Here is a 25834-nt window from a genome sequence, read left to right as displayed (position 1 = left end):
TGAGGAAAGCCCAGTTGATAACTGTTACCGTGATCATCCCCACGATCCTTCGCGAGGAACTGGCGATGGCTATCCGAAGCGCGTTGATGCAGGAGTCCGTTGAAGCAGAAGTAATAGTAGTAGCCGACTTGCCGGCAACAGCGAAAAGAAATCAACTCACTGAGGGAGCTACTCAAGTTATCTTCACGGGGGGTGGAAAAGGTGCTGGCTATGCGCGAAATTTAGGTATAGCCAATGCAAATTCGGAATTTGTCGCTTTTCTCGATGATGATGACTACTGGCTACCCAAAAAATTGGTTAATCAGCTGACTTTGTACAATGCAGTTGCCTCGCCTTATGGCGTTATCGGCGGCCGGATCGTTCACGTTCGGGGTCCTGAAGATGTCCCGAAGAATCCTGCCCCCGACGTCCTAGTCCGAGGAGAGCGGATTGAAGACTATTTGTTCTTGAATCGCGCACCCGGAATGGGAAGAACCAGCTTCCACACATCGACAATATTTTTGCGGACGACTTTCGCTAAGGAGGTTCCTTGGGATTCGAAAATACCCAGGCACCAAGATTGGGACTGGTTGGTTCGCCTGCAAAGAGCCGGCGCGGATTTTCATCAGTGTCAGAGTGCGGATACTATCTATAGGCTGAGCGACCAGGGGTCAATATCAGCTAGCACTAAATGGAGACCCTCGTTGGATTGGGCTCGTGCAAACCGCGATGAGTGGCAGCGTCAGACCTACGTCGATTTCCTTTTTGCGCAGCCTCTACGTTACGCCCTTCTCTCACGTTCCTCGACCGGTGTTCGAGCGACATTGTCGGAAATCCTGAAGGCCAAAAGGTTGCCTAAGATTGGGCCAATGATTATTGGGCTTTCGGGAGTCGTTCCACGACGAAGCGCGATCAGGCTTGCATCCCTGCTATCAAATCTGAAGAAGAAGCACTAATGGACATTTTGGTTGTCGTTATTACCTACAAGCGACCGCACATGCTGGAGCGCTTGTTGAAATCGCTTGAACTCGCCGGATATCCGCACGAAGTTCTAGTCGTCGATAATGACCCGCTGGGTTCCGCTCTTCTGACGGCCGAAAGGGCAAAGGCGAGATATGTCGTCGAAAAGGAACCGGGAATCTCAGCGGCACGAAACAGAGGCATTGCCGAGTCTTCCTCCTACGACGCAATCGTTTTTGTTGATGATGATGAATACGTTGTTCCCGGATGGCTGAGCGCGTTAGTTGCGATACAGCAGAAAACGAGAGCCGGTGCCGTGTTCGGGCCGGTAATCTCTGAACTTCCTCGCACTGTACCCCGATGGATAGATCATGGTGGATTCTTTATGCGTCCGCGCTACTCGGATGGCTCTAAGCCGAGATGGCCTGCTACAGGCAATGTGTTGATCACGCTCAGCGCGCTTGCCATGCTCGACGTGCCTCGATTCTCCAATTTGTTCTCTTTAACCGGAGGGAGTGATACGGAGTTCTTTTGGAGGCTGGAACTTACCGGGTCTCGAATGGTCTGGTGTGATGGAGCGGTGGCGTATGAGGAAGTGCCGGCAGAGCGCGCCACAGCGAAATGGTTGTGGCGACGTAATATCCGCTTGGGAAACGTAAGCGCTCGAATGCTTGTTCTAAAGGGGAAGAGCAAGCATCTAATATTCATCGCATCAATTGTGCGAATTCTTGCGGCATCGCCACTTGCCCTTTACCGTCTAATGCGACGTGAGCCGTGGGGGGCAAGCTTGGCGAATCTTCCTAAGGGGATCGGGATGATCGAGGCATTGAGGGGCAACCTTACTGCGGAGTATCAGCGATCGAAAACAACGGGCTCTTAAGTGTCTTTCGCGCGTCGGGCTGTGGTGACCGTACTTGGAAGAGTTATCTCGAGCATTCTTTATACCCTCGCCCTTTTACTAGTGGCTAGATTCGCTGGTCCTGACAAGTTTGGTCCTTTATCGGGGATGTTGGGTGCCGGCCTGTTCTTAGGTGCAGTCGGCGACTTGGGAATGACAACTTTTATTCTGCGCCAGCGGTCCTTGGACCGGCATTCTGAGGAAGTTTCCACGGCTCTGGTTATCTCTCGCTGGGCCGTTCTAGTGGTCGCGTTTATCGTCGCCACAATCGGCATTGTGCTCGGACTGCCCCCCGCGCTGGCTGTATTGACAGCTTTGGGGTTATCGTTGGACAAATACTCCGACGCGTGGCAGGCAATACTTATCGCCGACAATCGAAATTCGCTAGCTTCTGGACTGCTTATGGGCCGTAGAACGCTGCTCTTTGGGTCGGTGGTCTGGGGTAGCCTGACCCTATCCGACAGCCTTATTGGTTTCGCCGTGGGTATCTTTACCGCGGGCGCCATTAGCCAAGCTTTCCACCTGCTGGCAACGCATGATTTGAGACTGCCACGTAAACACGACTATTCTTCATTGCTGGCGCAGACCCGAGCCTATTGGACATCGGTTATGTCCTCTCAAGCACGAGAATTAGATGTCACAAGTGTGCTTCTGTTTGCAGGCCCGGGCGCAGCAGGGCTCTATGCAGCAGGCTCGCGTCTAGCGAGACCTGTTCTCCTGGTAGCAGGTGCTCTGGCAAATGTCGTTCTACCTCACTTTTCTCGAACAGGATCATTTCAGGCTAGGCGCGCAACTCACGTCATTGCAGTTGCTGCAGGATGCTTGGTCGTGGTGGGAGTTTTCACGGCGCCCGTAGTTCCATTATTAATTAAAACCCTACTCGGCAGTGGTTACGAAGACGCTGAACCCATCGCTATCGCATTCTTAATTAGTATTGGGCCGATCGCGCTATCATCCATCATGGGGAGCATACTTCAGGCCAATGGATATGAGCGTTTTGTTGCGATCAATGGATCGATTTTCGCCCTTCTCGCTTTGTCCGCGACTGGTTTAGGAGCCCACTTCGGTGGCGCATTGCCCGCCGCAATAGCAATGGGGGCTGCACTCTCTGTGAAGTTTGTTGCACTTTGGGTCGGTAGCTTGATGCGCTTTCCCCGGGCGTGATTGCGCATGGAGCACGCTGCAGTGGCACGGTCAAAGCGCCACGGATGACGTTCCTCTTACCTTGTTGCGTGTATCGAGAACGGGCGTCTCTGAGTCCCTGAGAAGATTGAGATCAATACTCGAGTGGTCCGTGACGAGAAGCACTAGATCTGCCATCTTCAGGGCATCCGCCGATAGACCTTTTCGCTCAACGCCCCGCGGCCAATCTCTTGAGGAAATGTGATCGTCGGCTGCAGAGATTCGGGCACCAGACTCGTGGAGCAACTCAATAATTCGTGCTGCGGGCGACTCTCGAAAATCGCTCGAGTTTCGCTTATAAGCGAGTCCAACTAGCAGAATGTGTGATCCACGAAGCGACTTAGAATCATCGTTCAGCATAGTCATGGAGCGGCGAACCACGTACTCAGGCATGTGGTCATTCACGTCATTTGCAAGTTCCACGAAACGGAAGGCGCGCCCCAGATCGGCTTTTACTTTCCAGGACAGATAGCTCGGATCGATCGGTAGACAATGCCCACCGACGCCCGGACCAGGCGTAAATTTCATAAAACCGAAGGGCTTCGTGGCAGCTGCCTCAATGGTCTCCCACACATTAATCTTCAGGTCATTAGCAAACATGGCGAGCTCGTTTACAAGCGCAATATTGACATGACGGAATGTGTTCTCCAGCAGCTTCGCAGTCTCCGCTTCCCGAGTACCTGACACCCGAACCGTTCGATCGACGAGCACGGAGAAGAGATCGTCCACGTGGTTGAGAGAAGCGAGGTTGATTCCCGATACGATTTTCGGCGTGGTGCGAAATGTGTATTCACGATTTCCCGGATCAATTCTCTCGGGACTGTATCCCAAGTAAAAATCTTCGCCGGCCTTAAGCCCGGATGCATCCTCCAGAATAGGCTGTACTAGTTCCTCGGTTGTTCCTGGGTATGTGGTGGATTCAAGGACTACCGTGGCACCCCTCCTTACGAGTGGCCCGAGTGATTGAGCCGCGCTTTCTACAAAACTCAAATCTGGTGCCGACGAGATGAGCGGGGTAGGTACAGTAATTACTGCGTAGTCGAAACCTTCCGCAGCGGAATAAGCGGAGCTCACAGAATAATTTCCAGATCTGAGGGCCGCCTCGAGGGTTTCGCTTGTGACGTCGTCTACATACGACCTCCCCGCCTCTAACGCGGCGACGCGTATGGGGTCGAGGTCAACTCCAACGACTTGAAGTCCCGCTTCGACTGCGCGCATTGCGAGAGGAAGCCCGACGTAACCTTGCCCAACCACTACCAATTTCATGTATTTCTCCCTTTCAAAACGATTCTTGTTCGCGGTGGCACCCGGTTCAGGGAATTCAGATCTCGGTTACGGACGTCCCATTCCGATGTAACGCCATCCCTGATCGCGCCACGCTTCCACATTGAGGCAGTTTCGTCCGTCCACGACGATCTTTTGATGAACAAGGTTCGCAGCAGTCTGAGCCAACTCCGGTTCTCGATATTCGGCCCATTCTGTCGCTAGAAGAATCGCATCTGCTCCGTTTAAGGCGCGCCTGAGATCCTGTTCGTAAGTTAGTTGCGGTTTCGCCAGTCGAGCGTTCGCGACTGCTTTCGGATCTGTAACAACAACTTGTGCGCCGAGCTCATGTAGTCGGAGAGCTGCATGAAGCGCCGGTGAATCCCGGATATCATCACTTCCGGGCTTGAACGCTGCACCGAGGATTGTGATGCGACGGCCAGATACTTCACCCTGTAAAGCCGCGTCAATGAGAGCGACTGCTTTCTCCCGGCGCCGGAGATTGATCGCGTCCACTTCATGTAGAAAACGGACTGCATCTTCTTTTCCGAGTTCCTCGGCTCTAGCGGCGAAAGCTCGGATGTCTTTCGGAAGGCACCCTCCGCCGAATCCTATTCCCGCGCCTAAAAATCGTCTTCCGATTCGATTATCGTGACCGAGTGCATCGGCTAGCTCCGTAACGTCCGCGCCAGACGCGTCAGCGATTTCAGCCATCGCATTAATAAAGGAGATTTTTGTCGCGAGAAATGCATTTGCCGCTCCCTTAACAAGCTCTGCGGTCGCAAAATTGGTGACTAGGAAGGGGGTCTGCGGTGGAACAGAAGAGTACAGGCTGCGAAGTTTCTTTATGTGGCTCTTGGCTTTTACGGGGTCTGAAGTTCCGACCACTATACGGTCAGGGTTAAGCGTGTCACTCACCGCCCAACCTTCTCTAAGGAACTCGGGGTTCCACAATAAAGTCGCCCCTCGACCATTTATGTGAAGCTCAAGGTCCTTAGCGGTCCCAACAGGTACGGTCGACTTGCCCACGACAAGGGTTCCCTCTCGAAGATGCGGCAACAGCTCCCTCACCGCTTCATGAAGATAGTTCAGATCGGCGCTCATTTCCGCTGTTTTTTGCGGTGTTCCTACTGCAAGAAAATGTATGTCGCATGGCTCCACAGCCTTCATGTCAGTCACGAAACGAAGCCGTCCCGCGCTCAATCCCTCGGCTAATAGTTCATCTAGCCCGGGTTCGAAAATTGGCGCTATGCCCGCACTGAGGGACGCGACCTTGTCAACGCTGATATCCACCGCGACAACGTGGTGTCCAATTGATGCCATCGCTGCGGCGTGGACCATTCCCAAGTATCCGCATCCGATAACTGATATTCGCACGATCTTCTTCCCTAAATGACGATGTTGACGTTTCGTTTGTGGTGCTCGAATCCAGCGGGGCGCAGCGACCATTGCTGACGCGATTTACACCGCACCGTAAGGTTTTACAACTGCTCGAACAGTCTTCATAAGAATCAAGAAGTCGCCTGTCATCGACCAGTTCTCTACGTAATAGAGGTCAAGGCGGATTGCATCCTCCCATTCCATATTGCTCCTGCCGCTTACTTGCCAAAGTCCCGACACCCCTGGTTTCACGAGAAGCCTTCTGTAGTGGTCCTTTGCATAGAGGGCGACTTCTGCGTCCCGCTGAGGGCGCGGGCCGACTAGGCTCATGCTGCCCAAGATCACATTCACCAACTGCGGAAGCTCATCAATTGAATACTTTCGAATAAAATGGCCCACTCTCGTGATCCGGGGGTCGTTGGCTACCTTATGCAGGGGCTGATCCGCAGTACCTTGCAGATCTAGCAATGACTGAAGCTGATCATCAGCCCCCTGAACCATCGACCGAAACTTGTACATCGGAAAAGTGCTGCCATGAAGCCCAATTCGCTGCTGTGCGTAGAAAACTGGTCCCTGGCTACCGAGCTTCACAGCGACAGCAGTGATGAGAAACACCGGCGAAAGGGCCAAAAGGAGCGCTCCTGAACCCAGGATGTCGAACATCCGCTTCGCGAAAAGTTTGCGGCCGACGAACTTGGGGTGCTCCACGTGAATGAGGGGAAGCCCCGAGACCTGGCGCATGTGAATGCGGGGGCCGGCGATGTCGGTGAGCGCCGATGCCACGACGAGGTCGATCTTGCGCGACTCAAGCTCCCAGCCGATCTCGCGTTTGCGAGTTGGACTGATCGCGTCGGCGCTTGTCATGATGACCGCATCGATCTTCATGGCGTCGATTGTTGTCATCAGGTCGTCGTAGCTCGCTACGACGTCGAGGCCTGGAACGAGCTCGGTCTGGGAACCGCGAGAGGTCACAGCACCGACAAGACCGAAGCCGACGAAGCGATCGCGCATGATCTGCTTGGCGACGTGGGCGCTCTTTGCGCGGTCACCGACAATTAAGGTGCGATAGATGTGACGACCGAGCCTGCGCTGCCGGTGGAGGCGCTTGCGCCACAACCATCGCGAAACGAGCAGCAGTACGAGCCCCACGGGCAGCGCGAAGAGGAGGAAGCCGCGACCGACCTGAGCGCGAGCCACGTACGAGACGATCGCGAAGACGCCGAAGGTCAACAGCGTCAGGTTCACCACCCGCTTGTATTCAGCCGGACCCGATCCGAAGATCTTGGGGTCTCGAGAGTCACCGATCGCGAGCGCCGCGAGCCAGGCGATGATCAGCACGACCGAGACGAGCGTGTACGTCAGCATGAAACTGGTTTCTTGCGTGAGTCGCACCGCGAGTTCTTCTGGCGTGAACCCGAAACGTGCGATCTGCACGGTGAACACGGTGGCGACCACCACAGCGCTGTCGGTGATGAGGAGCTTGCGCCCGTATCTCTTCTCCCACGCCCGAGCACTCAGGCCCATGAAGCACCCCCGTCATCCGACCTGAAGAAGCTGTCGCCCGCCCACACGAACCAGGAGCCGGCTGCACCGGTCACGGCAATCGTGCCGGGCTCCGCGTCGATCTCGATGCACTGCCCAGGCTCGCCGGTGACGTCGTCTTCGACGGTGCGTACCTGAACGCCTGAGCATCCGGGCTCGTTTGCGCTGGCTACGAGGAAGCCATCGTCGTCCATCCCCACGGCGCTTGCCCCTCGAACCGCCACCGGCTCCGACCACGAAGCGCCTGCGTCGGTTGAGAGCGTGATGGTCTCATCCGCACACAACGCCACCCCGCGTTCCGTGGAAGCCGACAACGCGACGGCGGAGCATGGGAGCTCGACCTCACCGCTCGGGGTGATTGCAGCGGGTCCACCGGGCGAGACGAGATACCAAGCGCTGGCTGATGCGTCGCTCGGTGCCCATTCGGCCCCTGCGGAGGAAGAAATCGCGACGAGGGGAGCGCACTCCTCATCGAGGTATACGAGCTGGGCGTCTGAATTGCTCAGATTGAGTTGCCGCAGCTCTGCGGCGTCGATTCTGGTCAGGTTCGACGCGTTCCATGACGACCCCCGATCAAAACTCACTTCGAGTTCGGCCTCGGTTTCTGGCACATCGCAGGCGCTGATCTCAGCGCGCAGTAGGGCGCCCGACGCGGCATCAGCCGCCAGCAGCCGCATGGGTTGTACTGCGGTGCGCACGGTGGGAGGGCTTTCCACGGTGTCCGCCGGGCTCGGCGTGGGCGAAGGCGCGGCAGGTGCGCTCGGAGTGGTTGGCTCAGGAAGCGTTACCGTCGACGGTACAGGTCGACTGAGTAGCGCCACAGCAACGAGTATGAGGGTGGCCAGTGCGATGAAGCTCAAGCCGATCAAGGCAAACGTGCGCGATCGCGAGCGCGCTGGGCGGGGGCCGACGCGTCGGGAACGGGAGCGCGAGAATCGGGCCATCTGCGCTCAACTCCCTTGAGAAGACACAGCGCGACGAAGCGCCCGCGCAGTGGAATTGACGGCTGGAACAATCTGCTCGCGCGAGGCAGCGTAGACGTCGTCTGATTGTCGATACGGGTCGACCACGTCGTCGTCTGCGACACTTCTCGGTGGTGGGACCACGCCGCGCCGACCTGCGATCTCGGTGATCGCCGCCCGCATCGCTGCGCCGGCGTCTCCCGACTCCTCAACGAAGAACATGCTCTCTTCGGCATCTGCGAGGCGCGCGAACTCGCGCAGAGTGAAGGCTTTCTTTGCGGCTCGCGGGCAGAGCTCGACCACTGCGCGGCGGTGCTCTCGCGTGAGCGCCAGCACCAAGTCTGCAGCTTCAAGCATGTCTCGCGTCACCTGACGCGCGCGGTGCGATGCGCCATCTGCGATGCCGAGCTCGTCTGCGATGCGCTGGTTCTGCGGGGTCATCGCATCGCCGACCAACGCCGCTGTTCCGGCGCTCGTCACAGAGACGGGCAGCCCGCGCAGCACCTGCCGCAGCAGCACCTCGACGAGCGGCGAACGGCACACATTGCCCGTGCACACGGTGAGAATGTGCAGAGGCCCTGGGGGTACCGTCTCGTCGAAGAGGTCGAAGCTCATTGTGCAGACTCGCTCTCGGGGGCAGGGGACTGCTGCTTCGTGCCAAAGGGTTGATCGCTCTGCTCCACGTCGTCCGGCACCGCTGCCGTGCCCGCTCCGTAGTATGAGCCGTATCCGTATCCGTAGCCGTAGCTGTCGGGCCCCTTGGTCGGAAGCATGGTGACGATGAAACCTCGCAGCTGGCCCCCTGCGGCCTCGAGCGTCTTGACGGCCATCTCAAACTCGGGCTTGCGAGTCGCTCCCGAAGAGGCGACGAGGATCACGCCGTTCGTGTGCTTCGCAACGACGGCCGCATCGGTGACGAGCAGCAGCGGCGGAGAATCGATGAGCACGTAGTCGAAGTGCGTGTGCAGCAGGTCGAGCAGGTTGGTCATCGCCTTCGACCCGAGCAACTCGCTCGGGTTCGGGGGAATGCGGCCGGCGGGCAGGACGAACAGCTGGCTCGATCCCCAACGTTGCAGTACGTCGGTCGGCTGGGCCCGCCCGATCAGCACATCGCTGAGGCCCGCGCCGCCCTCGAGACCCATATAGTCTGCGATCTTCGGAAGCCGCAGGTCGGCATCGATGAGCGCTACCCGAGCGCCCGACTCCGTGAGTGCGATGGCGAGGTTCGCAGTCGTCGTGCTCTTGCCCTCACCGGGGCCAGCCGAAGAGACTACGAAGCTGCGACCGCGCACGTCAGAATCCGCGCTCACCGCGAGGAACTGCAGGTTCGTGCGCAGCTTGCGGAAGGACTCGGCGCGAGGGTTGCGCGGGTCGGCATGCACGATCAGGGGGCGGGAAGAGGCATCCTCATCGTAAGCGATGCCACCGAGCATGGGTGCATCGGTGAGCTGCTCGATGTCGTGGAGCGAGTGGATACGCGTGTCGAGCACGGTGCGCAGCACAGAGATGCCGACACCGAGTGCGAGGCCGACGAGCGCACCGAGCGCCAAATTCATGGGAACGCGCGGGCTGACCGGAGCTTCCGGAACGGTCGCGGGCTGCACCATGGTCATCTTCACCGGGCTCACCGCGTCGGCACTCTCGATCACCTCCAGCTGATCTTGCACGAGGTTCGAGAAGCTCGCGCCAACGGCGTTCGCGATCTCTGCAGCCTGCACGGGGTCGTCATCTGTGACGGTCACGTCAACGAGCGAAGTGTTGAGCGGCGTGCTCGCCGCAACTCGCTTCGCGAGCGAGGCGGATGTCTCGGTGAGCCCCAGTTCCTCGACCACGGGTCCGAGCACGCTCTCGGTGCCAACAATATTGACGTAGCTTTGCACGCTCTGACGTGCGAAATTCGAGCCTTGCACGAGGTCGCCCGAGGCCTGCGTCTCGTTACGCACGGAGACGTACAGCTGCGTGCTCGCCTCGTACTGAGGAGTGGTCAGAATCGATGCCACGGCTCCGCCGCACAGGCCGAGGAGGGCTATTGCGACAATGAGTATCCAATTCTTATGCAGGATACGAACATAGTCGCGCAGCTCCATTACCAATGACCCCCGGTTGTCGGCCGCCCGGCCATAGTTGACTAACGGGAAAAAGCTATCATACGGAAAGCGCGCAGGGGGCGGCGAGGTTGTACTCGGTGCAGGTTTCGCTGGCGCATCGCCGATCTTCGAGTTCGGGGCAGCTGAAGCCTACGTTTGACGACGAGTCCGACGTCAACGTGAGATAGGTGCGCTACTTACTCGGTCCCGAGTCCGTGGGATGCCGCAGGGACCTTCTCGTCGTTTCGGGCAGCTTCCGCCGACTGTCAAGGTCTGTGCCTACGAGCGGCGAGCGTGCTTCCCTAGAGGTCTGGCTTACTCGCACCCGAGTGGTCGAACAACGTCAACGGAAGGACGACCACCATGGGCTCTATTCGATACGACGGAATCACCACGCACTTCAACGACGAGTTGCTGACACACATGCAGATCGTCATCGTGCAGAAGCTGATGCGCGAGGAGAGTTTTTTGATGTCCTGGAAGGCTGGCCAGAGCAGTGGCGATGGGCGTACATCGGTCTGGCTCTCACCACAGATACCACTCACCTTCACATTCATGGAGCATGTCATGCCCGACGTCAACAAGGAATGGTTGGAACGTTTGGGCGAATCGGCGAACGCGAGCACCGGCCTGGTAGTCACCGAAGAGGACGGCTCGTTGGCCATCGCCGAAGCGCCAAACACGACCCATTACCCGGGCGACATGTGATCCCAAGTCGCGACCGCGGCTGGTTTTCGGGGCTGCACACTCTGCGGTGGAAAGCAACCTCTACCACCGTCTGTTTTGTTTGACAGACTGCCGAATATGGGGAACTTGATACACGGCGGACGGCAGTACGAACTCGAAGACAGGTTGTTAGCGCACCTGAAGTTCGTCATCGGGCAGAAGCTCAAGAAGCAGGAGAGCTTCTTTCTCAGCTGGCACAAGCCGCATGATCAAGGAGGCGGACGGGTGTCTCTCTGGATGTCTCCCTACGGCACTGTGGCGTTCCACTTCTCGGGGAGCAAGGAGGCAGAGCTCAGCAAGGTGTGGATACGCGCGCTCAACGCGCTCGCGTACACCCCGCGCGGCCTGACCGCGATCTCCGAGGAGGAAGCAGAGCGCTTCGCCAAGCAAAACCCCGACGTGATCTGACGTCGAAGAAAGCCGCCCCTCCCGTGGTTCTGAGAGGGGCGGCTGTGTCGTTCCCAGTCACAGGTATGGGGTACACGGAGATCCGGGACGACGCGAACATCTTGAAACGGTGGACGCAGTCCACGAAGGGGCTTGACCTCTCCCGAAGGACTCAGCTATTCACGCGTGGGGTCGTTTCGCATTTCAGCGCCAGGAATGACTGATTCGATCACCGCGTCCCGTGACTATCGCGACCGGTGATCCCGGCCGCGATAGAGTGCAGGCATCAGGCCAGAGCATGTCCGAGGTTCTCGAGGCCGCGGATCGCCGAAGAGTGAGGAACGTCGCAGTGTCGAATTCACGATCACAGCGGACATGGTCAGCGCTGGCTGCCAGTGCAGCGATTGCTGGATCCTTGGTGCTGAGCGGATGCGGATTGCTTCCGAGTTTCACGACCGACGGCAATGCTCCGGGCGCCCCCGCTGAGTCCAGTGCTCCAGACAAGCGTGGGGATGCTGCAGCTCAGCAGCAGTTCTTCGACAATGTCATGCTGATGGCCCCGATGGTCGCAAGCCTCGATCCCTCGTCCTCCTGGGCTTCCGTCGAGCCGACGGCGTGGGACGATGCCGACCCGACGATGCGAGAGACCGTGGTGGGCATGGGGCTCGACGCCTGCAAGCGGGCGGACGACGCGGCTGCCGCATCGGAACTCGAGGATCCGGCCATTACCTGGCTCGCCGCACGGTTCCTCTGCGAAGAGCACCGCGAGGTCGCGGACGAGTTCCTCTCCAAGGACGCGAGCATCTCACCCACGCACACGATGGCCGATCTCTTCGAGTTGGCGCTGGTGCACGAGGACGCTACGGTCAACGAACTCCTCGATGCCAATACCGTCTGCATCGGCGCGCTTGCAATCGCGTGGGACGTTCATGAGGGCTTCACGCCGGATGCAACGTGTTGGCTCATCCGCGTGCAGTCGGTCGAGGAGACCGGGGGCGACGCGGAGTACCTTTCGCTCTTCACGGACGCGGGCGACGCAGCGAACACGGCCTCTGATGCGCGCTTCGGCGAACTCGCCGAGGCTTCCGGCGCGACGCCGAACAACCTCTCCGAATTGCTCGAAGGCATGGAGTAGCGCCGCGCGAACGGGCGGTCACGGATGCATCGTTACCGAATTCGAAGGTGCGTAAGCTGCTTCTTTGCTCCGCCAGGAACACCTCGCCTGCGATTACCGGCCAACGACCATCCATGATCGCTCCTCACGAACACGGACTAGTGGGTCTACTAAGCTCGATGAATGATTGTTCGCCAGCTCGAGATCGAAGACTCCGCGGCTCTCGTTCCACTTCTCGATCAGCTCGGTTATCCGTCCACCGAAGAAGCGATCCGTCAGCGCGTCGCGTCTCTCCTCTCGGATTCGCGTGTCGGATGCTGGATCGCGGAGGGCGACGCGAAAACGGTGGGCTTGTTGGTTGGAGCTCTCAGTCGGTGCATTGAACGAGACGGGTTCGTAGCGCGCCTCTCAGCGCTCGTGGTCGACGAACGCGCACGTGGTCAGGGCATCGCGCGGCGGCTTGTGTCAGTCTTCGAAGACTGGGCGCGGGAGAACGGTGCCGCACAGGCCAGTTTGAGTTCTCAGATGAGCCGCGAAGTCGCTCACGCCGCTTACGAAAAGCTCGGGTGGACCACTACCGCCCTGACGTTCAGTAAGGATCTGACCGCATCGTGAGTCGAAGCGGACCGAGCCACAGCTTCGGAGGGGTGCAATGATCGCAATAACGGGCGGGTCGCGCGGCATCGGTGCGGCCATCGCGGAACGCGTCGCCGTCGACGGGCACGATGTCCTCATCGGGTATCGAAGCAACGAGGACGCAGCTTCGAAAGTCGCCGAGCGCATCCGCAGCTTAGGGTGCGAAGCGGCAACGGCTCGCGTCGACATTACGGACCCGAAGTCCATCGAAGAATTTCTTGATGCCGGCCAGGAGCTCGGTCCGCTCACGGGCCTTGTCGCCGCCGCAGGCGAGGTCTGGGCCGTCGGAGCTCTCGTCGATCTCGACCCCGCAGACCTCAAGAAAGACCTGGAAATCAACCTCCTCGGCGCAGTTCTGACGGCGCGCGCGGCTATTTCGAGGCTGACGGGCACGCGAGGCTCAATCGTTCTCATCGGCTCAGCGGCGGCCACACTCGGCAGCCCCGGTACCTACGTGCATTACGCGGCGGCAAAAGCGGGTACTGCTGCCCTCACGGTAGGACTCTCGAAAGAGCTCGCTGCCCAAGGTGTCCGAGTCAACTGCGTCGAGCCCGGAACCATCTGGACGGACTTTCACCAAGACCCTCAACGGCCGGCGAAAGTCGCTGCTTCGATTCCCTGGGGTCGGGCCGGTGAGCCCGTCGAAGTTGCCGGGGCGGTCGCGTGGCTGCTGTCGGAAGAAGCCGGATACACCACGGGGGCCACGCTGCGCGTTTCCGGCGGCCTATGACCTACGTCTGGCTGCACGCAGAGACGCCGTCGTGCAGCAGCTCGTCTCGGTGCTGCGGCGGGCGAGGGTGCTCCCGAGTCTCTCCTGCTCTCCCGGTCGCTCCCGTCGCTCACACCGAGGGAGTTCGCTGTGCTCGAAGCGTTGTCGAGGAATCCGTCCGTGAGCGGGATCGCCGCCGAGCTCTACGTTTCCGCGAACACCGTGAAGTCGCAGCTGCGGAGCCTCTACCGCAAGTTGGGGACGAGTAGCCGGGACGAGGCACTCGCAGTGGCGTTGTTCCATCACCTCATCCGCACCGAGCAGTCCGTCGAGACGGGCACCTCCGATGTGCTCGCCGACAGCGATCACGGGGCGTCCTGACCGGCCTTCCGCTGCATGAGCTGATCGACGATCTGTCGCGCAAAAACCTGATTCCCTCGAGAGTCTCTCCAACGCGGCGACGAGCGCGCCCTGCAAGCCCCGTCGCCAAGGGCTATTTTCTCACCGCATTGCCAGAGGTCAACCCCCGCGCGCGGAGAGGAAAGTCGGGGGAGCCTGGTGCCGGGCCCCCACATGGAGAGGGTCGATCCCGCACTGACGACGAGGGCAGGAGCACGGAAATGAACACTGAGCACAATTCTGAATCTTCGGGAAACCACGCTGCTGTTGCGGCGGAGCGAGGCCCGACCCGCCGAGAAGAGGTTCTCGATCGGGAGAAGCAGCAATTCGGGGGAATCAAGTGGGGTTCCGCCTTCTTCGGCTGGCTCACCGCGATGGGAACAGCAGTTCTGCTGACCGCGATTCTCAGCGCAGTCGGCGCAGGAGTCGGGCTCGGGGCTGCGGACGGGGATGCGCAGGCGGCTGCCGAGGATCTCACCTCGAACGCTGACACGGTCGGGATCATCGGAGCGATTGTGCTCGCCGTGATCCTCTTCGTGGCCTACTTCTGCGGCGGGTACGTCGCCGGACGCATGGCCCGATTCTCCGGCGCGAAACAGGGCGTCGCCGTGTGGGTGTGGGCCATCGTCATCGCGATCCTCGTCGCAATACTCACGGCGATCGCCGGTTCCCAGTTCAACGTCCTCGGAAACCTCAACGGGTTTCCCCGCATTCCGATCGATGAGGGCACTCTGACGGCCACCGGCATCATCACCGCGGTTGTGCTCGTCGTCGTCAGTCTGGGCGGAGCAATCCTCGGCGGCGTCTCGGGGATGCGATACCACCGGAAGGTCGACCATATCGGTCTCGGACGATGAGTTCAGCACGTCACCGATGCACCACAGACTGAGAGGAATGCACCCATGATCGATTCCACCTCCATCAACGGCATGTTCGACGCGAACGTCTTCGACGTCGACGGAGACAAGATCGGCAGCGTGAAGCAGGTGTTCGTCGACCAAGACGATCAGCAGCCACTGTTCGTGAGCGTCGCGACCGGCCTCTTCGGAACATCCGAGTCTTTCGTCCCACTGCGGGACGCGAGTTTCGACGGCGACTCCCTGCGCGTGGCGTATGACAAGGCCACGGTGAAGGACGCGCCTAGGATCGACGCGGACGGCGCGCTCTCCGACGGCGAGCACGATCGACTGTGGGACTACTACCGCGGGAAGACGGGGAACGAGCACGATCACACTGCAGCAGACGACGCCCAGGCTCCCGGTAGGAGTCAGGCGCCCGGGAGTGACGAGGATCCGGGGACGCAGCAGGAAGCGCGCCGGAACCGGTCTGAGAATGACGTTTCCAGGAGCCGCGTTCGGTTGCGCAAATACGTGATCACCGAGCAGCAGACCATCACTGTTCCCGTGCGTCACGAGGAGATCCGAGTGGAGCGAGTGCCCGCGGCGGACTCGCTCGGATCGGAAACCGGATCAGAGCGCCCGGACGTCGCCGAGACGAGTGCGCACGAAGAGACCGGAACGGACGACCGAGACGAGGCACCCGGCAGGAATCGCTAGCTCTGGCGTGCGCAACGGCGGAGATCAGCGTTCGCGGTACTTCCGGAACGTCCCGGGGTACTGATCGTCGGTCGCATCTGCGATGGCGAGGGCGCCGTCTTCCGTTGTCACGATCAGACCCGTCGTCGCGCTCGCAGACTCTGCCAGGCGCTGCAACCACTCCCTGTTGACTTCCGGCACGCGGCTTTCCGAGAACTTGAAGGTGAGAGTGGTCTGGGGAGAGATCCAAATCGCAGTTCGTCCGCTGCCCGCGCTCGTGCCGTCCTTCCATGACATCAAGAACGACTCCTCCCGCATGAGCTTCTGCACGATGACGATCTGCAGGTGCGTGAGCAGACGATCCTCGAACTGCGTGATCAGACCGTCGTACTGAATCGATCCCACCTGGCGATGGTCCTTTCCCGTGAACGTGAGACTGCGCGCAACAGCCGAGCAGTGCTTTCAGTCAACAGGCAGCGGGGCTTCCCGGTCCAGGCTGTGACACCGAGCGCAGGTTTTCTGCCGATTGTGTACTCGTTGCGTCGTGGTCGGCCAGTGCGCCGGACGAACGTGCCGCCCCGGCGTCAGCGCGCCGCACCGTCGCAGTCCCGGTACAGTCGTGTTGCAAGGCACCACTGTGGCACGCCGAATCCGAGGACGTTTGATGCACTTACTTGTTCGGCGTCTCGTACGCACCGGCGCGCTCGCGATGGCCGTCGGACTCTTCCTCTCACTCGGTGCCGCGGGCGCCCACGCGGCACCGCGAGCGGTGGAAACTCCCGAGCTCACACGTGAAGACGTGAATGCGTGGTTGGACGGCATGCTGCCGTCGCTGTTGGAGCGAGAAGCGATTGTGGGAGCAACCGTAGCGGTGGTCGGCGACGGAGGCGTGGTCACTGAGCGCGGGTACGGCGCGGTCGAAGATGCGTCCGACGGGGAGCAGGTGCCGGTGGTGCCCGAAGAGAGCCTGTTCCGCATCGGCTCCATCTCCAAGCTCGTCACGGCGACTGCGGTCATGCAGCTCGTCGAACGCGACCTCGTCGACCTGGACGCGCCCGTCGGCGAGTACCTCGACTTCAGCCTTGAGACCCGTTTCGCCACTCCGGTCACGCTGCGCCACCTCCTGACGCACACGGCGGGCTTCGAGGACAAGGTCGCCGGTGTCATCGGCGACCCGACTGCTGCGGCGCCCTCCCTGCGAGAAGCGGTGACCGTGGATCCGCCGGAGCAGATCTTCGAGCCAGGCACGACTCCGGCCTACTCCAATTACTCGAACGGGCTCGCCGCGTATGTCGTCGAGCAGGTCGTGGGAGAACCGTATGCGAAGTATGTGCAGCGGGAGATATTCGACCCGGCGGGCATGTCGAATGCGACACTCGACCAGCCGGTAGCCGCTTCGCAGCAGGAGAACATGTCGCACGGGTACGCGTACGCGGGCGGTGACGAGATCCCATTCGAAATGAACTCGCCGGCGCCCGCAGGGGCGATCTCCGCTACGGCGTCGGATATGAGCGCTTTCATGCTCGCACTCCTGCCGGGGAGCACCGCTCTGCTGCAGCCTGCGTCCCTCGATGAGATGCAGGCGCCAGCGCTTTCGGAGGAGCAGCTCGGCGGGCTCGCGGCCGGCCCCCGGATGGCTGTGGGGTTCTTCGGCGGCGACCGCAACGGCCATCGTATTCTGAGCCACGGGGGCGATCTCACGGCGTTCCACGCCCAGCTCGACCTCTATCCCGATGACCGGGCCGGTATCTATATCTCGCTCAACAGCACGGGTATCAGGGGGGACGGAACGACGGCGATTCGCGACATGCTCTCGAGGGCGTTCTCCGATCGGTACTTCCCCGACGAGCGGGATGACGCGAGCGCAGCAACCGAGACCGCCGGTGAGCACGCCGACGCCATCGCGGGCGCCTACCAGGTCGCTCGCCGCAGCGAGTCGACATTCATGCGATTGTTCTTCGCGCTCTCCGAGGTGGATGTCGTGCGCGGCGGCGGAAGCACGGTGTCGATCTCTGCACTGACGGATGCGAGCGGTGCGCCTGTGGACCTGATCGAGGTCGAACCCTGGGTGTGGGAGGAAGTCGAGGGTCAGCGTCGGGTCGCGGTCGACTACGAGAACGGGGAGGTCCGCGCCATCGGGCTGAACCCGGCGTTCGCGCTCCAGCCCATGCCGGCGACCTCTGCAGTGCTTCCCATGTTCGCGGGCGTTTCAGGAGCGATTCTGCTCCTCACCCTGCTGGCGGGCCCGCTCATGTGGCTCTTGCGCCGCTGGTATCAGCAGCCTTCGCAGGCAACTCGTTCCGAATCGGTGCTGAGCTGGACGAGGTTCGCGTGTCTGCTCGCCTTGGCATGCGCTGGGGTGCTGTGGGGCGTCATCGCCTCGGCGTTGCTCTCCGATGCGCCTCCGGTATCAGAAGCTCTGATTCGCGGCGCCCAGGTGTTGACGCTCGTCGCCGTCCTCGGAGTGGTCCCGGCAGTGCTCCTGGCTGTGATCCGCGGCCGACGGACATGGAACGAGCCCAGTCGGAGGGGGTGGCTGCGCTGCATCGCTGCACTGATCGTTGTCGCCGGTTTCATCGGGCTGGGGTACGTGGCGGTGATCGGCGGGCTCCTCGCGCCCAGTATCAGCTACTGATGCCTTGAGCGCGGCTCGCACTCGCGTCGTCGAGCGAGACACCGTCTGCGGGCGGCAGCGGCGTGATCCGGCGGCCTGTCAACCCCACGATGAGGTTGGCGCATCAGCGCCCCGAGATCGTACGATGAGCAAATGGTCGATACCCATCTGAAGACTGCTGCCGTCATCTACAACCCGATCAAGGTCGACCTCGACGTGCTTCGGGGTGAAGTGCAGCGAGCGGCTGCAGACGCAGGCTGGAACGAGCCGGTCTGGTTGGAGACCACGGCGGACGATGCCGGCCAGGGCATGGTCGAAGAAGCGAGGCGAGCTGATGTCGATCTCGTGATCGCCGCCGGTGGCGATGGGACGGTGCGCGCGGTCGCGGAGGGGCTTCGCGGATCGGCGATCCCGCTCGCCCTGCTCCCCTCAGGCACGGGCAACTTGCTCGCGCGCAACCTCAAGCTGACGCTCAACGACATGCCGGGATCCGTCACCTCGGCGTTCACCGGGAGGGATCGGCCCATCGATCTGGGCGTGATCGACATCGAGCGGCCGGATGCGTCGAGAGACCAGCACGTCTTCGTCGTGATGGCAGGTATGGGCATCGACGCGAAGATGATCAAGAACACGGATGACGACCTCAAGGCGAAGGCCGGCTGGCTGGCGTATCTCGGTGCGATCGTCAAATCGCTCAGGGACCCGAACGAGCTGCACTTCCGCTTCCGTCTCGATGACGGGCGGACGAAACGGGCCGTCGCGCATACGGTGATCATCGGAAACTGCGGGTCTCTGCCGGCGAATATCCTTCTCCTGCCGGACGCGGTCGTGGACGACGGTCAGTTCGATATCCTCCTCATTCGCCCCGGCGGGCTTCTCGGTTGGATCCGGGTATGGGCGAAAGTGGCGTGGGTGAACGGCGTCCTCCGCCGCACTCGTTCGGGCAGAGCGCTCACCGGGAAGCAGAAGGACGACGGCGACCTCAGCTACCGCACGGGCAAGCGCTTCGTCGCTCGCCTCTCCCGCCCGGAGGAGATCGAGCTCGATGGCGACGGCTTCGGCAAAGCCGCAGCGTTCAACGCGTGGATCGAACCCGGGGCTCTGCAGATCCGAGTTCCTGCCGACGCAAGCGCTAGCTCAGGAAACGTCTGACGACGTACAGTCGGCGTATGACCGATCTGAACGGCGACGGCCGCTCCGAGTCGACGAATGAGCGCGCCGACCGAAACTGGAACGAGATACTCCAGGAGTTGCGCGTCGCGCAGACGGGCACGCAGATCCTCGGCGGCTTTCTGCTGGCGCTCGCGTTCCAGCCGAGGTTTCAGGATCTCGATCGGTTTCAGCTCACCCTGTACCTGGTGCTCGTGGCGCTCGCCGGCATCGCCGCCGTGCTGGGTCTCGCTCCGGTCACGTTGCACCGCACGTTCTTCGGGAAAGGGCGCAAGCCAGACATCGTGCGGCTCGGCGGCCGTCTGCTCTCAGCCGACCTCGTCGTACTCGCACTGCTCGCAGCGGGCGTCACGGCGCTGGTGTTCGACTTCGCCGTCGGGCGCTCCGCGGGACTCATCACGCTGGCGATCGGCGGTGTCGTCGTCGTCGGCGTGTGGGCCGTGCTGCCGCGCCTCGCGGTCCGGCGCGGCCCCACGCCCGACCCTCGCGGGCCGGGCGATGATGAGTGATCAGTCGGGGGTGTCGACCGTGATGTGATCCAGGTCGTCTCGCTCGCCGCCCTCGTCTCGGCTGTTGCGATCCGCTTCTTGCTGGGTCTCGAAGGCATCGGCGCCCTCGTCGTCGTCGAGTTCCTCATCGGACGCCGGGTTCGAGGTCTTGCCGTCGAGCTGCGCGTCGCTGTTGGGCTTGCCGTTCGTGCTGTCGAGTGGATCGTCTGCGCCGGCGCGCGGTGGGTCTGCAGCGTCGGGGCCGGTCTGGCCGACCCGGTCCATGGCCTCCGGCACCGATTCCTCGACGGAGTCGGGCGATGCTGCGGTCGGGTGTGATGCGTCTTTCGATGTCATGATGACCTCCTTGGTTCTCGACGCTACGGGAGGCCGCTGCTTCGCGGAGCGGGGTTGTTGTCGGCAGATGTGACTGGTAACGCGCGAGGATCGCGGCGGCGCCACGCCGAAGCTGCGCGCGATGCGCGGCGGATCGCCTTACCCGTGCCGATCCTCTTGCGGGATCAGCGGGATGGCGATCAGCGGGGCGAGCGCGATGATGCCGAACACGAGCGGATAGCCGAGCAATGCGATCGCCGCTCCGATACCTGGACCCACGGCCGATGCGGCGATGAACTGACCGGTGTTCTGCACACCCAGGGCGCGTCCGGCCCAAGCGCTGCCCGCCGCCTCGGCGACGGAGGTGTACGCCAGGCCGTTGTCGGCCACGCTCACCACGGTGGCGAGCACGAGCACGATGCCGCCGATGGCGAACCCTCCCGGGATCGCTTCGTGGGTGAAGCCGATGAGGGCGAGGAGCACCATGACGATCACGCCGCCGATGGCGACCCAGCGCAGTACGCGCACGCGATCGCCGACGCGGTCGCTCAGGCCGCCGATCACGATGCGGCCGAGGGCGCCGATGAACTGAGCGCAGCCCATGAGGAGACCTGCAGCAGTGGCGTTCCACCCGAGCCCCGAGATCAGCCACACCATGCCGAAGGTCGCGAGGGCGAACTGAGGCACGACGAGCAGTACGGAGACTCCATGGATTCGCGCGAGGAACCCGCTCGCTCGGTACGGATTCGAATGGCGGACCGGCTCACTCCTGGCGGCGCCGGTGAGGCTCGGTCTCGGCGGGTTGCGGATGCCGATGGCGCACGCGACGGTGATGACGGCGAGCAGTGCGCTGAGCACGAGGAAGACGCCTGCGGTCTGCAGCGCCGACGCGATGGGAGGCACGGCGACCGCGGCAGCTGCGACACCGAGGGGCTGAGACATCTGACGCACGCCCATGGCGAGTCCGCGCCGGTGACGCGGAAACCAACCGACGACGACTCTGCCGCTTGCCGCGTTGGTGCTCGCGGCGGCCGCGCCTCCGCAGAAGAGCGCGATGCCGAGCGGGATGAGGTCGCTGGTCATCGCGGCAGTCACGGCGGCAGCGCCCGCCGCCGCCGCCGTGAGTCCGAGCCCGCCTGCGATCACCCAGCGCTCGCCGAAGCGATCCGCCGCTGCGCCCCAGAGCACGAGGGTGAGCACCATGCCGAGCGTCGGAGCAGCGGTGAGCATCCCGACCGCGGCGAGCGGCAACCCCAACTCGAGGTGCAGCAGTGGGATGAGGTAGACGGGTGCGCTGACCAGCATGGTGCCGGCAGCCTGCGCGAGGAGACCGAGCACGAGCACGGCCCAGGCCCGCGCGGGTACTGCGTCGCTCGATCTCGCCGACTCGTGACTCATCCTGCCCCCTCTGGTGTACCCGAATGGTATACCAATTCGGTATGTCATACTGGCGGCATGGTGACGAGCTCTGAATCCGGAGCGTACGAAGCTCTGCGAACGGCGATCCTCGAATTCGACGTCATGCCCGGCGAACGGCTCTCGGAGCGGGGGCTCGAGCAGGCTCTCGGCGCATCGCGCACCCCGATTCGCGCCGCGCTGATCCGGCTGGAAGCGGAAGGGCTCACCGGGCGCGAGGGTCGTGGCTGGCGCGTCGCCCCGATCGACGTGACCGAGGTGCGCGCGGTCATGGAGTACCGGGAGCTCCTCGAGGTCGGCGTCGTGCGCCTGGTGGTGGAGCGTGCGAGCGACGCCGAACTGCGCGCACTGGAGGAGTCGCTCATCGCGCCGGGAGAACTCGACGACCAGGCGACGAGCCTGCGCGAGGGGAGCGGATTCCACCAATCGCTCGCCCAGCTGAGCGGCAACCCCTTCTTGCTCGACGCCGTCACGTCGACGCTCACGCGGCTTGCTCGCCCGCGATGGCTCGTCGTGCGCACCGCGGTATCCCGAGCCCAGGTGCGCGACGGCCATCGTGAGATTCTGGGCGCCGTGCAGGCACGAGACGCCGACCGGGCGGCGACGCTCATCGCCGCTCACACGCAGGCCACACGAGTCCGGCTCGTGGACTATCTCGCCGAGGAGCGCTCCCGGCTACGCGGCCGCGGTTTCGCTATCGTCGAGAGCTGAACTCCGGCCGAGGCGGTCGCGGGGGATCGAGCGGTCCGCGGTTGCCGCGGCACTCTTCGACGCCCACCGCAGGTAGGCGATGTACGGGTCATCATCGGGGAGTGCCGAATTCGCGGGAACCGACCGGCGGCGGCTCAGACCGAAGAGCGCGGCGAGACTCGCGAGCCGCAGCGGGTGCTGCTGCGGCGGCTCCGCGTCCGCGTGCACCGGAATCACGGGTTGCGAACGAGCCGTCGACGACAGTGAAACCGCCGTGGCTGCTGCGACGGGTCCCGCCGAGGGCTGGGTCGGCCGAGCGCGATGCGGCTCTATCACGGTGAACTCCTTTGGAGATGGATGTGGTGCGAGATGCGGTCGGACGGATCGATGCCGGTGCACGCAGCGACATCGTCGATCGGCTCAGATGGGCAGTGGATCGAGCACCGATGATGAGGGGCCGATCGAGCGGTGCGTCTGCTCGATCGCCTCCTCCACGAGCGCCCGGGCGCTGCGACGGGCGTGCAGTGCGCGAAGCTGCCGCTCCGCACCGGTCCCGTTCGCGAAGACGTCGGCGACCATCCGCGACACGCGATCGAGATCTCCGGACGCCGAGAGGGCCGGAGCGATGTGCGCGAGGAGTGCGTCGATCGCGACGTCGGGGGCGCTCGGCTTGCCGAGGATCGGGTTCAGGAGCGGACCCGTGACACCGTGCCGGCTCGCCGACCACATTGCGAGGCGCAGCACGGGGGTCGGCAACGGGTCGGGCGAGAAGCCCGAGCGCCACTCGTGCGCGGCAGTCGTGACGAGGGCGCGGATGATCCCGGCGATCGCAACGGAATGCGTGGCCTCCAGGCAGACATCGGCGACGCGGATCTCGACGGTCGGGTAGCGCGGGCTGAGGCGCGCGTCGAAGTAGATCATTCCCTCGTCGACGAGCACGTCGGTGGCGAGCAGCTCGTCGACCGTGCGGTGGTAGTCCGCGGGAGAGCCGAAGGTGTCGTACGGCCCCGCCGTCGGCCATCGGCTCCACACCTGGTACCGCTGGCTCGCGTAGCCGCTGTCCGCGCCGTTCCACATGGGGGAGTTCGCGCTGAGCGCGAGGACGAGCGGCAGCCAGGGCCGAATGCGATCGAGCACGGCGACGCCCTCGGAGTCATCGCTCACGCCGACATGCACGTGCAGGCCGCAGGTCAGCTGCTCGCGCATCATGCCCTGGAATCGCTCTTCCATCGCGCTGTAGCGACCGGAGACGGTGAGCTGCGTCGGCCCCGCTGTCGCGCTGGTCGCCATCGCCGCCGCGCGCAAGCCGAGCTGCTGAGCGGCCGCGTCGGCGAGCGTGCGCCCCGCCATGACGCTCCGTGCGAGGTCGGAGAGCGAGGTGTGCGGCACCGAGATGACTTCGATCTGCTCGCGCTTGCTCTCGCGCTCGAGATGCGTGACGCCCGCCGCCTCGGGAACGAGGGCGGCGACGTCGTCAGAAGCGGCGGCGGCGAGAACGAGTTCGATCGCCGGGGCCGGCCGGCCGGTGCGCGGGTCGACGAGCAGCAACTCCTCCTCGACGCCGACGGTGCGGAGGGCTTCCGGTTCGCGGCTGAGATCCGATGGGAAGCGCATGCCAAACTCCTTCTGAACTGCCGCGGCAGGGGACCCCGCAGTGCGGCTCCTGCATGCATCAGCGTACGAGTGCGCGCCGTTTCCCGATAAGCCCTTGACGTAACGAGGTTCTTAGGGCACGAAATGTTGCGAACCGGAGCAGTGGTGAGACCGAGTGCTACGCGGTGCGCAACCACCAGACGATGAGAATCATCGTGACGAGCGCCCCCGAGGCGTAGTTCAGCCAGATGAAGCGGCGCCAGGCACGATTGGTGCGCCCGGAGTCGGCGTCGCTGATGCGGGCGTACGGCGCGCAGTTCGCGAGATACGGAATCGCGACGATTGCGGCGAGCGGTCCGGGGAACGGTGTGAAGAGCATCAGCACTCCCGCGAGCGCCCACAGTGCGAGCGCGACTCGCACGGTCGCTGCCGCGCCGAGCACGGTAGCGATCGACCCGATATCGGCCTCCCGGTCGGGCACGACGTCTTGCACGGCGCCGAAGGCGTGCGCGGCCATGCCCCAGCAGAAGAAGGCGAGCAGGATCAGCCAGAGCTCCGGGGTGAAGTGCGCGCCGGCCGCCGTGAGCCCGACGATCGCGGGGCTCACGAAGTGGGTGCTCGATGTCGCGGAGTCGATGAACGGTCGTTCTTTGAATCGCAGCACCGGCGCGGAGTAGGCGAGGACCGCGAATGTGCTCACCGCGAGGGCGAGCCATGATCCGGGCCCGCCGGCGATGGCGAGCACCACGAGGAACGGGATATTCGTTAGAGCGGCGAGCCACAGCATCGGCCGGTGGTACTTCGGAGCGAGCAGAGCGCCCTCGATCCCGCCCTTTCTGGGGTTGTTGATGTCGGAGGCGTAATCGAAGACGTCATTGATGCCGTACATGGCGAGGTTGTACGGAATCAGGTAGTAGATCGCTCCCACGATGAGTACCCAGTCGACCTCGCGGGTGGTGAGCAGCATCGCGGCCGCGAAGGGGTACGCCGTGTTGATCCAGCTCACAGGTCGAGATGCGACGAATGCCTGCCTCAGCAGCTGTGCGTTCCAGCCGGAGTGCTCACGCGCGTTCATCGGTCGGGTCCTCTCCTGCGACGCGTTTCCGCGTGGTGAGCCGGGTCCAGAGCGCCGGGGCGAGCAGCGCCACGGTCACCGGGTAGCTGAAGTCTTCCACGGGGACGAGGCCGACGGTCGGGCCGAGCGTGCGCCCGTGGCCGTACGAGAAGAGATCGGCGGCGATCATGAGTGAGTCGAAGACGGCGGTGAGGATCGCGAGCACGACGATCGCGATGCCGGTCGCCGCCCATTGGCGTCGCGCGACGGCCGGTTCGCGCCAGGGCGTCAGCGCGAGCGCTCCGAGGAGCGCTGCGGCGAGAAACGGGATGCTGATGAGGAGGTAGGTCATCGATCCTCCCCGATGGTTTCACCCTGGCCCGCGCGGCCCGCCCGGCTCGTTCGCCGTTCGATGATGCGAACGGCGCCGGTGAACGTCACCATGGTGCACAGCACGAGGAAGGCCAGGAAGACGGGCTCCTCGATCGGAAGCTCGTGCGCGATGAGAATGCCCGTCATGCCCGGGCTCGCGCCCATCTGGAAGACGCCCGTCACAATGCCGACGAGATCCCAGGCGAGCAGGAACAGCACGCCGACGGCGGTGACGATGGTCGCGGCGCGCCAGTCGCTCCAGAAGAAGAGCCGGAAGCGCGCATCGAGCAGCAGCATGCAGCCACTCGCTCCGAGCAGGGATGCGAGGTAGATGATTCCCAC

Annotated in this window: 29 protein-coding genes; 15 read left to right on the top strand and 14 right to left on the bottom strand. The window is 62.6% G+C overall.

Annotated elements, in window-relative coordinates; all coding sequences use genetic code 11:
• The first annotated feature begins 29 nt into the window (after positions 1–29).
• From WFH23_RS06040 to WFH23_RS06030, 3 genes are read left to right on the top strand one after another with little or no spacing between them, the layout of a single operon-like run.
• Positions 30–935 (top strand): glycosyltransferase family 2 protein, encoded by a 906-nt coding sequence (locus WFH23_RS06040; RefSeq protein WP_336661915.1) that lies wholly within the window; start codon positions 30–32, stop codon positions 933–935.
• Complete coding sequence (locus WFH23_RS06035) at positions 935–1819, top strand: glycosyltransferase family 2 protein (protein ID WP_336661914.1); 885 nt, start codon at positions 935–937, stop codon at positions 1817–1819. The genes WFH23_RS06040 and WFH23_RS06035 overlap by 1 nt, the downstream gene beginning before the upstream one ends.
• A 21-nt stretch (positions 1820–1840) precedes the next feature.
• Positions 1841–3001: a lipopolysaccharide biosynthesis protein gene (locus WFH23_RS06030; protein ID WP_336661913.1), complete on the top strand. Its 1161-nt coding sequence runs from the start codon at positions 1841–1843 to the stop codon at positions 2999–3001.
• 30 nt (positions 3002–3031) lie between these two features.
• Here WFH23_RS06030 and WFH23_RS06025 read toward each other — a convergent pair whose 3' ends face one another.
• The 6 genes from WFH23_RS06025 to WFH23_RS06000 form a co-directional block, all read right to left on the bottom strand.
• A complete protein-coding gene (locus WFH23_RS06025) occupies positions 3032–4285 on the bottom strand; it encodes a nucleotide sugar dehydrogenase (RefSeq protein ID WP_336661912.1) in 1254 nt (417 codons plus the stop codon).
• 66 nt (positions 4286–4351) lie between these two features.
• Positions 4352–5659 carry a UDP-glucose dehydrogenase family protein gene (locus WFH23_RS06020; protein WP_336661932.1) on the bottom strand — a complete coding sequence of 436 codons (1308 nt, stop codon included), beginning with the start codon at positions 5657–5659 and terminating at the stop codon, positions 4352–4354.
• An 84-nt stretch (positions 5660–5743) separates the two neighbouring features.
• Positions 5744–7186, bottom strand: coding sequence for a sugar transferase (locus WFH23_RS06015; protein WP_336661911.1), 1443 nt, complete (start codon positions 7184–7186; stop codon positions 5744–5746).
• A complete protein-coding gene (locus tag WFH23_RS06010) occupies positions 7177–7902 on the bottom strand; it encodes a hypothetical protein (RefSeq protein ID WP_336661910.1) in 726 nt (241 codons plus the stop codon). Before WFH23_RS06010 ends, WFH23_RS06015 begins: the two co-directional genes overlap by 10 nt.
• A gap of 252 nt (positions 7903–8154) precedes the next feature.
• Entirely contained in the window at positions 8155–8781 is a 627-nt protein-coding gene (locus WFH23_RS06005) for an arsenate reductase/protein-tyrosine-phosphatase family protein (RefSeq protein WP_336661909.1), read from the bottom strand.
• Positions 8778–10253 carry a polysaccharide biosynthesis tyrosine autokinase gene (locus WFH23_RS06000; protein WP_336661908.1) on the bottom strand — a complete coding sequence of 492 codons (1476 nt, stop codon included), beginning with the start codon at positions 10251–10253 and terminating at the stop codon, positions 8778–8780. The genes WFH23_RS06005 and WFH23_RS06000 overlap by 4 nt, the downstream gene beginning before the upstream one ends.
• Before the next feature lie 363 nt (positions 10254–10616).
• Between WFH23_RS06000 and WFH23_RS05995 the strand changes: the two genes are divergently transcribed.
• The 8 genes from WFH23_RS05995 (at position 10617) to WFH23_RS05960 (ending at position 15780) form a co-directional block, all read left to right on the top strand.
• On the top strand, positions 10617–10961 hold the full coding sequence (locus tag WFH23_RS05995) for a DUF7882 family protein (RefSeq protein WP_336661907.1): 345 nt from the start codon (positions 10617–10619) through the stop codon (positions 10959–10961).
• A gap of 96 nt (positions 10962–11057) precedes the next feature.
• Complete coding sequence (locus WFH23_RS05990; RefSeq protein ID WP_336661906.1) at positions 11058–11387, top strand: DUF7882 family protein; 330 nt, start codon at positions 11058–11060, stop codon at positions 11385–11387.
• Positions 11388–11802: 415 nt separating this feature from the next.
• The gene (locus WFH23_RS05985) at positions 11803–12501 is read left to right on the top strand and encodes a hypothetical protein (protein WP_336661905.1); all 699 of its coding nucleotides are present in this window, start codon (positions 11803–11805) and stop codon (positions 12499–12501) included.
• Positions 12502–12663: 162 nt separating this feature from the next.
• Positions 12664–13095: a GNAT family N-acetyltransferase gene (locus WFH23_RS05980; RefSeq protein WP_336661904.1), complete on the top strand. Its 432-nt coding sequence runs from the start codon at positions 12664–12666 to the stop codon at positions 13093–13095.
• A 37-nt stretch (positions 13096–13132) separates the two neighbouring features.
• Positions 13133–13846: an SDR family NAD(P)-dependent oxidoreductase gene (locus WFH23_RS05975; RefSeq protein WP_336661903.1), complete on the top strand. Its 714-nt coding sequence runs from the start codon at positions 13133–13135 to the stop codon at positions 13844–13846.
• Positions 13847–13930: 84 nt separating this feature from the next.
• A complete protein-coding gene (locus tag WFH23_RS05970) occupies positions 13931–14206 on the top strand; it encodes a response regulator transcription factor (RefSeq protein ID WP_336661931.1) in 276 nt (91 codons plus the stop codon).
• A 239-nt stretch (positions 14207–14445) separates the two neighbouring features.
• Positions 14446–15081, top strand: coding sequence for a hypothetical protein (locus WFH23_RS05965; RefSeq protein ID WP_336661902.1), 636 nt, complete (start codon positions 14446–14448; stop codon positions 15079–15081).
• A 45-nt stretch (positions 15082–15126) separates the two neighbouring features.
• Positions 15127–15780, top strand: a complete 654-nt coding sequence (locus WFH23_RS05960) for a DUF2382 domain-containing protein (protein WP_336661901.1) — start codon at positions 15127–15129, stop codon at positions 15778–15780.
• 24 nt (positions 15781–15804) lie between these two features.
• Here the strand turns inward: WFH23_RS05960 and WFH23_RS05955 are convergent, their stop codons facing one another.
• On the bottom strand, positions 15805–16164 hold the full coding sequence (locus WFH23_RS05955; RefSeq protein WP_336661900.1) for a DUF7882 family protein: 360 nt from the start codon (positions 16162–16164) through the stop codon (positions 15805–15807).
• Positions 16165–16423: 259 nt separating this feature from the next.
• Between WFH23_RS05955 and WFH23_RS05950 the strand changes: the two genes are divergently transcribed.
• The 3 genes from WFH23_RS05950 to WFH23_RS05940 all read left to right on the top strand — a co-directional run bounded on the left by WFH23_RS05950 (position 16424) and on the right by WFH23_RS05940 (position 20052).
• Entirely contained in the window at positions 16424–18394 is a 1971-nt protein-coding gene (locus tag WFH23_RS05950; RefSeq protein WP_336661899.1) for a serine hydrolase domain-containing protein, read from the top strand.
• Between the two features lie 132 nt (positions 18395–18526).
• Positions 18527–19525, top strand: coding sequence for a diacylglycerol/lipid kinase family protein (locus WFH23_RS05945; protein ID WP_336661898.1), 999 nt, complete (start codon positions 18527–18529; stop codon positions 19523–19525).
• A gap of 17 nt (positions 19526–19542) precedes the next feature.
• Positions 19543–20052: a DUF6328 family protein gene (locus tag WFH23_RS05940; RefSeq protein WP_336661897.1), complete on the top strand. Its 510-nt coding sequence runs from the start codon at positions 19543–19545 to the stop codon at positions 20050–20052.
• On the opposite strand, the gene WFH23_RS05935 is transcribed toward WFH23_RS05940, so the two are convergent.
• Together WFH23_RS05935 and WFH23_RS05930 are read right to left on the bottom strand one after the other, a co-directional pair.
• The gene (locus WFH23_RS05935; RefSeq protein WP_336661896.1) at positions 20053–20388 is read right to left on the bottom strand and encodes a hypothetical protein; all 336 of its coding nucleotides are present in this window, start codon (positions 20386–20388) and stop codon (positions 20053–20055) included.
• Between the two features lie 138 nt (positions 20389–20526).
• The gene (locus WFH23_RS05930; RefSeq protein ID WP_336661895.1) at positions 20527–21765 is read right to left on the bottom strand and encodes an MFS transporter; all 1239 of its coding nucleotides are present in this window, start codon (positions 21763–21765) and stop codon (positions 20527–20529) included.
• Positions 21766–21822: 57 nt separating this feature from the next.
• Between WFH23_RS05930 and WFH23_RS05925 the strand changes: the two genes are divergently transcribed.
• Positions 21823–22494, top strand: coding sequence for a GntR family transcriptional regulator (locus WFH23_RS05925; protein WP_336661894.1), 672 nt, complete (start codon positions 21823–21825; stop codon positions 22492–22494).
• On the opposite strand, the gene WFH23_RS05920 is transcribed toward WFH23_RS05925, so the two are convergent.
• From WFH23_RS05920 to WFH23_RS05900, 5 genes are all read right to left on the bottom strand, one after another.
• Complete coding sequence (locus WFH23_RS05920) at positions 22459–22809, bottom strand: hypothetical protein (RefSeq protein ID WP_200332068.1); 351 nt, start codon at positions 22807–22809, stop codon at positions 22459–22461. The genes WFH23_RS05925 and WFH23_RS05920 overlap by 36 nt on opposite strands.
• 84 nt (positions 22810–22893) lie before the next feature.
• Positions 22894–24087, bottom strand: coding sequence for a carboxylate-amine ligase (locus WFH23_RS05915; RefSeq protein WP_336661893.1), 1194 nt, complete (start codon positions 24085–24087; stop codon positions 22894–22896).
• 157 nt (positions 24088–24244) lie between these two features.
• Complete coding sequence (locus WFH23_RS05910; protein WP_336661892.1) at positions 24245–25141, bottom strand: prenyltransferase; 897 nt, start codon at positions 25139–25141, stop codon at positions 24245–24247.
• The gene (locus WFH23_RS05905; protein ID WP_336661891.1) at positions 25128–25472 is read right to left on the bottom strand and encodes a lycopene cyclase domain-containing protein; all 345 of its coding nucleotides are present in this window, start codon (positions 25470–25472) and stop codon (positions 25128–25130) included. Before WFH23_RS05905 ends, WFH23_RS05910 begins: the two co-directional genes overlap by 14 nt.
• Positions 25469–25834 carry a lycopene cyclase domain-containing protein gene (locus WFH23_RS05900; RefSeq protein ID WP_336661890.1) on the bottom strand — a complete coding sequence of 122 codons (366 nt, stop codon included), beginning with the start codon at positions 25832–25834 and terminating at the stop codon, positions 25469–25471. Before WFH23_RS05900 ends, WFH23_RS05905 begins: the two co-directional genes overlap by 4 nt.

The organism is Leucobacter sp. USHLN154, from assembly GCF_037145595.1.
Lineage (GTDB): Bacteria > Actinomycetota > Actinomycetes > Actinomycetales > Microbacteriaceae > Leucobacter > Leucobacter alluvii.
The sequence above is the reverse complement of the archived record's forward strand: the minus strand, read 5'-3'. Positions and strand labels throughout refer to the sequence as shown.

Excerpts from the sequence above, each read along its gene's own strand:
- WFH23_RS06035 (WP_336661914.1), top strand. The coding sequence starts at position 935 with ATGGACATTTTGGTTGTCGTTATTACCTACAAGCGACCGCACATGCTG.
- WFH23_RS06025 (WP_336661912.1), bottom strand. The coding sequence starts at position 4,285 with ATGAAATTGGTAGTGGTTGGGCAAGGTTACGTCGGGCTTCCTCTCGCA.
- WFH23_RS06015 (WP_336661911.1), bottom strand. The coding sequence starts at position 7,186 with ATGGGCCTGAGTGCTCGGGCGTGGGAGAAGAGATACGGGCGCAAGCTC.
- WFH23_RS06005 (WP_336661909.1), bottom strand. The coding sequence starts at position 8,781 with ATGAGCTTCGACCTCTTCGACGAGACGGTACCCCCAGGGCCTCTGCAC.
- WFH23_RS06000 (WP_336661908.1), bottom strand. The coding sequence starts at position 10,253 with ATGGAGCTGCGCGACTATGTTCGTATCCTGCATAAGAATTGGATACTC.
- WFH23_RS05995 (WP_336661907.1), top strand. The coding sequence starts at position 10,617 with ATGGGCTCTATTCGATACGACGGAATCACCACGCACTTCAACGACGAG.
- WFH23_RS05990 (WP_336661906.1), top strand. The coding sequence starts at position 11,058 with ATGGGGAACTTGATACACGGCGGACGGCAGTACGAACTCGAAGACAGG.
- WFH23_RS05980 (WP_336661904.1), top strand. The coding sequence starts at position 12,664 with ATGATTGTTCGCCAGCTCGAGATCGAAGACTCCGCGGCTCTCGTTCCA.
- WFH23_RS05975 (WP_336661903.1), top strand. The coding sequence starts at position 13,133 with ATGATCGCAATAACGGGCGGGTCGCGCGGCATCGGTGCGGCCATCGCG.
- WFH23_RS05965 (WP_336661902.1), top strand. The coding sequence starts at position 14,446 with ATGAACACTGAGCACAATTCTGAATCTTCGGGAAACCACGCTGCTGTT.
- WFH23_RS05960 (WP_336661901.1), top strand. The coding sequence starts at position 15,127 with ATGATCGATTCCACCTCCATCAACGGCATGTTCGACGCGAACGTCTTC.
- WFH23_RS05950 (WP_336661899.1), top strand. The coding sequence starts at position 16,424 with ATGCACTTACTTGTTCGGCGTCTCGTACGCACCGGCGCGCTCGCGATG.
- WFH23_RS05945 (WP_336661898.1), top strand. The coding sequence starts at position 18,527 with ATGGTCGATACCCATCTGAAGACTGCTGCCGTCATCTACAACCCGATC.
- WFH23_RS05940 (WP_336661897.1), top strand. The coding sequence starts at position 19,543 with ATGACCGATCTGAACGGCGACGGCCGCTCCGAGTCGACGAATGAGCGC.
- WFH23_RS05935 (WP_336661896.1), bottom strand. The coding sequence starts at position 20,388 with ATGACATCGAAAGACGCATCACACCCGACCGCAGCATCGCCCGACTCC.
- WFH23_RS05930 (WP_336661895.1), bottom strand. The coding sequence starts at position 21,765 with ATGAGTCACGAGTCGGCGAGATCGAGCGACGCAGTACCCGCGCGGGCC.
- WFH23_RS05925 (WP_336661894.1), top strand. The coding sequence starts at position 21,823 with ATGGTGACGAGCTCTGAATCCGGAGCGTACGAAGCTCTGCGAACGGCG.
- WFH23_RS05915 (WP_336661893.1), bottom strand. The coding sequence starts at position 24,087 with ATGCGCTTCCCATCGGATCTCAGCCGCGAACCGGAAGCCCTCCGCACC.
- WFH23_RS05910 (WP_336661892.1), bottom strand. The coding sequence starts at position 25,141 with ATGAACGCGCGTGAGCACTCCGGCTGGAACGCACAGCTGCTGAGGCAG.
- WFH23_RS05905 (WP_336661891.1), bottom strand. The coding sequence starts at position 25,472 with ATGACCTACCTCCTCATCAGCATCCCGTTTCTCGCCGCAGCGCTCCTC.